The organism is Sphingopyxis sp. (assembly GCF_036402335.1).
Lineage (GTDB): Bacteria > Pseudomonadota > Alphaproteobacteria > Sphingomonadales > Sphingomonadaceae > Sphingopyxis.
In genome coordinates, this window is sequence record NZ_DASWTD010000447.1 from 1 (window position 1) to 6491 (window position 6491).

General features: G+C 65.1%; 8 protein-coding genes. 5 read left to right on the forward strand and 3 right to left on the reverse strand.

Annotated elements, in window-relative coordinates:
- On the reverse strand, window positions 1–458 hold a 458-nt coding region (locus VGD20_RS14420), incomplete at its 3' end, for a cbb3-type cytochrome c oxidase subunit I (RefSeq protein ID WP_331135107.1).
- Window positions 459–473: 15 nt separating this feature from the next.
- Entirely contained in the window at window positions 474–1580 is a 1107-nt protein-coding gene (coxB, locus tag VGD20_RS14425; protein WP_331135108.1) for a cytochrome c oxidase subunit II, read from the reverse strand.
- A 232-nt stretch (window positions 1581–1812) separates the two neighbouring features.
- Here coxB and pyrE point away from each other — a divergent pair, with 232 nt between their 5' ends.
- Genes pyrE through VGD20_RS14450 form a run of 5 tightly spaced genes read left to right on the forward strand, consistent with a single transcriptional unit; the run spans window position 1813 to window position 5510 of the window.
- Window positions 1813–2394 carry an orotate phosphoribosyltransferase gene (pyrE, locus tag VGD20_RS14430; protein ID WP_331135109.1) on the forward strand — a complete coding sequence of 194 codons (582 nt, stop codon included), beginning with the start codon at window positions 1813–1815 and terminating at the stop codon, window positions 2392–2394.
- Complete coding sequence (locus tag VGD20_RS14435; RefSeq protein ID WP_331135110.1) at window positions 2391–3128, forward strand: pyridoxine 5'-phosphate synthase; 738 nt, start codon at window positions 2391–2393, stop codon at window positions 3126–3128. The genes pyrE and VGD20_RS14435 overlap by 4 nt, the downstream gene beginning before the upstream one ends.
- Window positions 3125–3526, forward strand: a complete 402-nt coding sequence (acpS, locus tag VGD20_RS14440) for a holo-ACP synthase (RefSeq protein WP_331135111.1) — start codon at window positions 3125–3127, stop codon at window positions 3524–3526. The genes VGD20_RS14435 and acpS overlap by 4 nt, the downstream gene beginning before the upstream one ends.
- A 5-nt stretch (window positions 3527–3531) precedes the next feature.
- Window positions 3532–4368, forward strand: coding sequence for a signal peptidase I (lepB, locus tag VGD20_RS14445; RefSeq protein ID WP_331135112.1), 837 nt, complete (start codon window positions 3532–3534; stop codon window positions 4366–4368).
- A 17-nt stretch (window positions 4369–4385) separates the two neighbouring features.
- On the forward strand, window positions 4386–5510 hold the full coding sequence (locus VGD20_RS14450; RefSeq protein ID WP_331135113.1) for an AI-2E family transporter: 1125 nt from the start codon (window positions 4386–4388) through the stop codon (window positions 5508–5510).
- Between the two features lie 38 nt (window positions 5511–5548).
- On the opposite strand, the gene VGD20_RS14455 is transcribed toward VGD20_RS14450, so the two are convergent.
- The gene (locus VGD20_RS14455; protein WP_331135114.1) at window positions 5549–6094 is read right to left on the reverse strand and encodes an FKBP-type peptidyl-prolyl cis-trans isomerase; all 546 of its coding nucleotides are present in this window, start codon (window positions 6092–6094) and stop codon (window positions 5549–5551) included.
- Window positions 6095–6491: the final 397 nt, after the last annotated feature.

Genomic DNA, 6491 nt, shown 5'->3' on the forward strand with positions numbered 1-6491 from the left:
AGCATGATGACCGCGACGAACGTCAGCCAGAAGGAGACGTTGTTCATGCGCGGGAACGCCATGTCGGGCGCGCCGATCATCAGCGGCACGAACCAGTTGCCGAAACCGCCGATCATCGCGGGCATGACCATGAAGAACACCATGATCAGGCCGTGTGCGGTGATCAGCACATTCCACATATGCTTGGCTTGCGTCTCGCCGGCGGCCGTGTCGAAAACACGCGCCCATTCACCCAGATACTGGATGCCGGGATGCGCGAGTTCGAGGCGCATCATGCCCGAAATCACCCCGCCGGCGATGCCGGCGACGATCGCGAAGATCAGGTAGAGGGTGCCGATGTCCTTGTGGTTCGTCGACATGAACCAGCGGACGAAGAAGCCCGGGGTATCGTGGTCATGGTCGTCATGCGCGTGATCGGCATGGCCATGGGCGGGTGCAGTTGCAGCAATATCGGTCATCTGTCGGACCCCTTGTTATTTCTTGGCGGCCGGGGCGGCGGCGGGAGCCGCTGCCGGTGCAGCTGCTGCGGGAGCAGCTTCGGTCGGAGCGACGGCTGGCGTCGCTGCCGGAGCGGCGGTAGCGGGAGCCGGTGCGGCAGCGGCGGGAGCCGCAGCCACCGGACCAGCGGGATTACCGCCCCTCGAGCGGACCCAGGCTTCCCACTTGTCGACCGGGAGCACTTCGACGGCGATCGGCATATAACCATGATCGACGCCGCACAGTTCCGAACACTGGCCGTAATAGACGCCGACCTTGTTGGCGGTGAAGGTCGTTTCGTTCGCACGGCCAGGGACCGCATCCATCTTGGTCCAGAAGGCGGGAACCGCGAAGCTGTGGATCACGTCGGCACCGGTGATGATCAGCTTGACCTGACGGCCGACGGGAACGACCATGCGGTTGTCGACGGCAAGATGATAGGGTTCGCCGGCGGCCTTCGCCTTGTCTTCGGGCAGGATCTTCGAGACATATTCGCCGATGCCCTGGTCGGGATAGGCATAGCCCCAATACCATTGATAGCCGGTGACCTTGATCGTCAGCGCGTCCTTCTTCGGCGGTTCATATTGCGCCGCGAGCAGGCGGATCGACGGGACGGCGATCACCGCGAGGATCAGCACCGGAATGGCGGTCCAGATGATTTCGATGAAGGTGTTGTGCGTCGTCTTCGACGGCACCGGGTTCGCCTTGGCGCGGAAACGGAACATCACCCACAGCAGGAGACCGAGGACGATCAGCGTGATCACCGTGATGACGGGAAGCAGGATGACATGGTTGAACCAGTATGCCTGCTCGCCGATCGGGCTGACCTGCGGCTGGAAATCGATGCCCGCGTCGACCGGCTGGCCAACCCCGGGGGTCGGCTTCATCGGGACATACGTGGCGTCGCCGGCCGGCGCAGCAGCCTCGGTTGCCGCCGGCGTGGTTGCCGGAGCGGCCGCATCGGCAGTTGCCGGCGCTGGATTCGCCGCAGTCGTTGCAATGGGCGCTTTGGCCGCAGCCACAGCAGGTGCCGCCGCATGGCCGGCACCCACCGCGCCGAGCGACAAAACTGCCGCAATTACAAGGGTTTTCAAGCTCTTCATAAGGATAGTGCCGCCCGTTGCCTGTTGTTCTTATCGATGGTTCATCCCCCCGCAGCGATGGCCGGACACGCGTCGCGGCAGCCAGCGGAGGGGCTGAATCTCGCGGGCGCTATAGACCCGCTTGCCGCTTGCCTCAAGCATCTCTAACACTATTTTGCGGCAGGCAAATCTTCGCCGCCAAAACCCGGTCGCCCGCGATGGGCGACGCACTGGACAAAAGAACAATTCTCCCATGACCGATGATGAAATCCTGGCCGAATTCCGCGCCGCCGACGCCCTGCTTCAGGGTCACTTCCTGCTCTCTTCGGGGCGTCACAGCGAATATTACCTCCAGTGCGCGCGCGTGCTGATGGACACCGAGCGCGCCGGACGGCTCGCGGTCGCGCTCGCGGCAAAGCTGCCGCGCGACCTCCGACAGGCGATCGACGTGGTTGTGTCCCCCGCAATGGGCGGCGTCATCATCGGGCATGAAATGGGTCGCGCGCTGGGCAAGCCGGCAATCTTTGTCGAGCGGCCGACAGGCACCTTCGAACTGCGCCGCGGTTTCGCGATCGACGCCGGCGCCAAGGTGCTGATGGTCGAGGACGTCGTGACCACCGGCCTGTCGTCGCGTGAAGCGATGGCGTGCGTCGCGGCGGCCGGCGGCGAAGTGGTGGCGGAAGCGGCACTGGTCGACCGGTCGGCGGGCAATGTCGATCTCGGCGTCCCTTTCTATCCGCTCGTCGCGATCAATTTCCCGACCTATGCCGAGGATGAGCTTCCGCCCGAGCTCGCGGGCACGAAAGCGGTCAAGCCCGGGAGCCGCGCGAATTGAGCCAGCGCCTGCGCCTCGGCGTCAACATCGACCATGTCGCGACGATCCGCAACGCGCGCGGCGGCGAGCATCCCGATCCGGTGCGCGCGGCGGAAATCGTCGCGGCGGTCGGCGGCGACGGCATCACCGCGCATCTGCGCGAGGACCGGCGCCACATCCGCGACGACGACCTCGCACGCATCCAGGCCGCGACCGACCTGCCGCTCAACCTCGAAATGGCGGCGACCGACGAGATGCTCGAGATCGCGCTGCGCCACATGCCGCACGCCGCGTGCATCGTCCCCGAAAAGCGCGAGGAGCGCACGACCGAGGGCGGACTCGACGCCGCCGGCCAGCACAACCACCTCGCCCCGATCGTCGCGCGGCTGGGCGACGCCGGAATCCGCGTCAGCCTGTTCATCGAACCCGACGCGCGCCAGATCGAGGCGGCGATGCGGCTGCGCGCGCCCGTCGTCGAATTCCACACTGGCCGCTACGCGCATGTCGAGGGCGAGGAGCGCGCCGTCGAACTCCGCCGCCTCGCCGACGCCGCGGCGCTCGCGTGGAAGAACGGGATCGAGCCGCACGCAGGGCACGGCCTGACCTATGACAATGTCATCCCCGTCGCGGCGATCCCGCAGCTCGCCGAACTCAACATCGGCCATTATCTGATCGGCGAGGCGATTTTTACCGGCCTTGAGGATGCCGTGCGCCGGATGCGCGCGCTGATGGACGAGGCGCGGGACGCGTCATGATCATCGGGCTCGGCTCCGACCTCTGCAATATCGAGCGCATCCAGAATTCGCTCGACCGTTTCGGCGAGCGGTTCGAGAATCGGGTCTTCACCGAGGTCGAACGCGCCAAGGCGGCGCGGCGGCCGTTCACGCGCGCGGGCACCTATGCGAAGCGATTTGCCGCGAAAGAGGCTTTCTCGAAGGCGGTCGGCACCGGATTCAAACGCGGTGTGTTCATGAAGGACATCGGCGTCGTCAACGCGCCCTCGGGCGCGCCGACGCTGGCGCTGACCGGCGGCGCCGCCGCGCGCCTCGCCCAGATGATCCCCTCGGGCCATACCGCCCATATCCATCTGACGCTGACCGACGACCATCCGTGGGCACAGGCCTTCGTCATCATCGAAGCAATCAAGGACTGACATTCATGGCGAAGGACAAGTCAAAGGATGACGGCGGCTGGGGCAAGCTGATCCGCGATGTGGTGGTGATATTGCTCCTCGTGCTCGGCATCCACAGCTGCGTCGCCAAGCCCTTCTATATCCCCTCCGACTCGATGATGCCGGTGCTGCGCAACGGCGACCGGCTGATCGTCAGCAAATATCCCTACGGCTGGTCCTATTCGTCGGTCAGCTTCCATCTCGCACCCAAGATCGCGGGCCGCCTGTTCGGAAAGCTGCCCGAGCGCGGCGATATCGTCGTGCTCGAGCATCCGGTGACACGGATCGACTATATCAAGCGCGTGATCGGCCTGCCCGGCGATACGATCGAGCTCCGCAACGGCGAGCTCAGCATCAACGGAAAGCCGGTGAAGCGCGAGGTGCAGCCGATGCTGGAGATCCCGGTCGATCCCAACACCCCCGGCCCCGACAGCAGCCTGTTCCGCTTTGTAAGCCGCGATGCGAAGGGCAAGGAAGTGCTCGAGCTGCCGATCGTCCGCGAAACGCTGCCCGGCGGCGCGACCTTCGACACGATCGATATGGGCCCGGGTTACACGACCGACAATTATGGCCCGATCACCGTACCCGCCGACCATGTCTTCCTGATGGGCGACAACCGCGACGGCAGCGCCGACAGCCGCGTCGATACGAGCCAGAAGGGCCTCGGCGGCCCCGTCCCGTTCGACGCCATCGCCGGTCGCGCAGAAATCATCAGCTTCTCGACCGATGGAACCGCCGAATGGTATAACCCATTGAGCTGGTTTAACGCCCTCAGATCGGGTCGCGCCGGAACCGACCTGCGTCCCGAGCGTCAGGGCAACTAGATAACGGGGAGCAAGGCATGGCGGCGACACGAAAACCGGCAGCAACACGCACCGCCGCCTCCGCCGCAGCCAAGGCAGAGGCGCACAAGGAGGCCCCCGGCCCCACGGAGATTCGCAGCCAGCTCGTCCGCACCGAGCTTCTGAAAGCTGGCGTCTGGCTGGGCCTCGCGCTGCTGATCGGCGTCTGCATCGTTCTCGTCCAGCCGATCCTTCTGATCTTTGCCGGCATCGTCATGGCGTCGATGCTCGACGGAGGGACGCGCCTGCTCGGCCGCGTGCTGCCGATCGCGCGCGGCTGGCGCCTGCTGATCGTCTGCCTCTCGCTGCTCGCATTCCTCGTCTGGACCGTCATGTTCGCGGGCTCACAGATCGCCGATCAGGCGGCGACGCTGCAAAAAGTCGTGATGGGGCAGGTCGAGCGTATCGCCGCGTGGGCCAGCGACCATGGCATGGGCAATCTCCAGCTCGATACCAAGACGATCACCGACAATATCGCGGGAACCGTCGGCCGCGTCACCGCCGCGGTCGGTACGGTATTGGGCGGGCTTACCAGCCTCGTCATGATCATCGTGCTCGGCATCTTCATCGCGATCGAACCGCGGCTTTACGAACGCGGCGTTGCATGGATGCTGCCGATGAAGTCGCGCGAGAATTTCTACATCACGACCGCACGCATGGGCTTCACGCTGCGCCGCCTGATGGCAGGGCGCCTGCTCGGCATGCTTGTGGAGGGTATCGGCACGTGGCTCGCCTGCCTTGCCGTCGGCATCCCGATGGCGGCGCTCATGGGACTGCTCACCGGCCTGCTCGCCTTCATCCCCAATATCGGCGCGATCGTGTCGGGCGTCCTGCTTGTCCTCGTCGGCTTCTCGGCAGGGACGGATACCGGCCTCTGGGCGATCGCCATCTACTTCATCGTCCAGACGGTCGACGGTTACCTGATCGTGCCGATGGTTGCCAAGAAGACCGTCGACCTCGCCCCTGCCCTCGTCCTCGGCGCACAGATATTGTTCGGCGCGCTGCTCGGCATCATGGGGCTGTTCCTTGCCGATCCGATCGTCGCGATGATCAAGGTCGCGCTCGAACGCGAGGCCGAACGCAACGCCGGCGGCGCCAAAACGAAAACGGCGGCAGGCACCTAAGCCCACCGCCGTTTCGATTTCGCCGGACTTCGCCGTTCTTACGGCTGCGGCGCGCCGGGTGGCGGCCCTGCCGGAGCGCCACCGGGGGCGCCCTGCATCATCTGTTGCTGCTGCATCATCTGCTGCTGTTGCTGCATTTGCTGCTGCATCGCGCGAACCTCGGCCTCCGAACGGAAATCGAGCAGGGTCACGCTGAAGTGCAACGTGCTGCCCGCCGGGATCGGGCCGACCGCGCGATCGCCATAGCCGAGTTGTGCCGGGATGGTGATCTTGTACTCGCCGCCCTTTTTCATGCGGGTCAATGCTTCGGAAAAGCCGGGAACGACCTGCGCCACCTGCATCGGCGCCTGTTCGTTCGCGTCGAAGACCGTGCCGTCGTCGAGCTTCCCCTCATATTTGACCAGCACGACATCGGCCTTGGTCGGGCTGGCGCCCGCGCCTTCCTTGACGACTTCGAAGCCGATCCGCGGGGTCATGTGCCAGGCAAAGGCCGCACCCGCGACAATCAGCGCGGCAAGGCCGAACCACATCAGCCACAGGCCGCCCTTGCTCACCGGACGCAATGGAACCGTCGTTACGCTCATCTTGGGTGATCCTTCCGCTGCCCCGGCCGGGGCGAAAATGCTGGCGAGGCCTATAAGCGGTGCGGTGCGCGGCGGTCCAGAGGCAATCTGTGCATCCCGCACTTGTCTGCCGGTGCCTGCTTTGGGGTGGGTATGTGCCGCCGCCGATGCAACATTGCCCAAAGTTCAGTAAAGTTCAGCCCTGTGCGTCGCTCCATTTGACCCTGCCCGTTTGCCCACACTGGCCGGCAACCGCCTTTATCCACCCGATGAAAGAGCCGGGATGAAGGCTGGCATAGCCGGATATTGTAGGAAAGGCCTTTTTGAAGGCGTCCCCTTTGGGGGTGGTGAGTTGTCGTTTAGGAAGCGCGTGACGATCCCCTCCCGCAGGCGGGAGGGGCAGCGAGGCTTGCCAGCT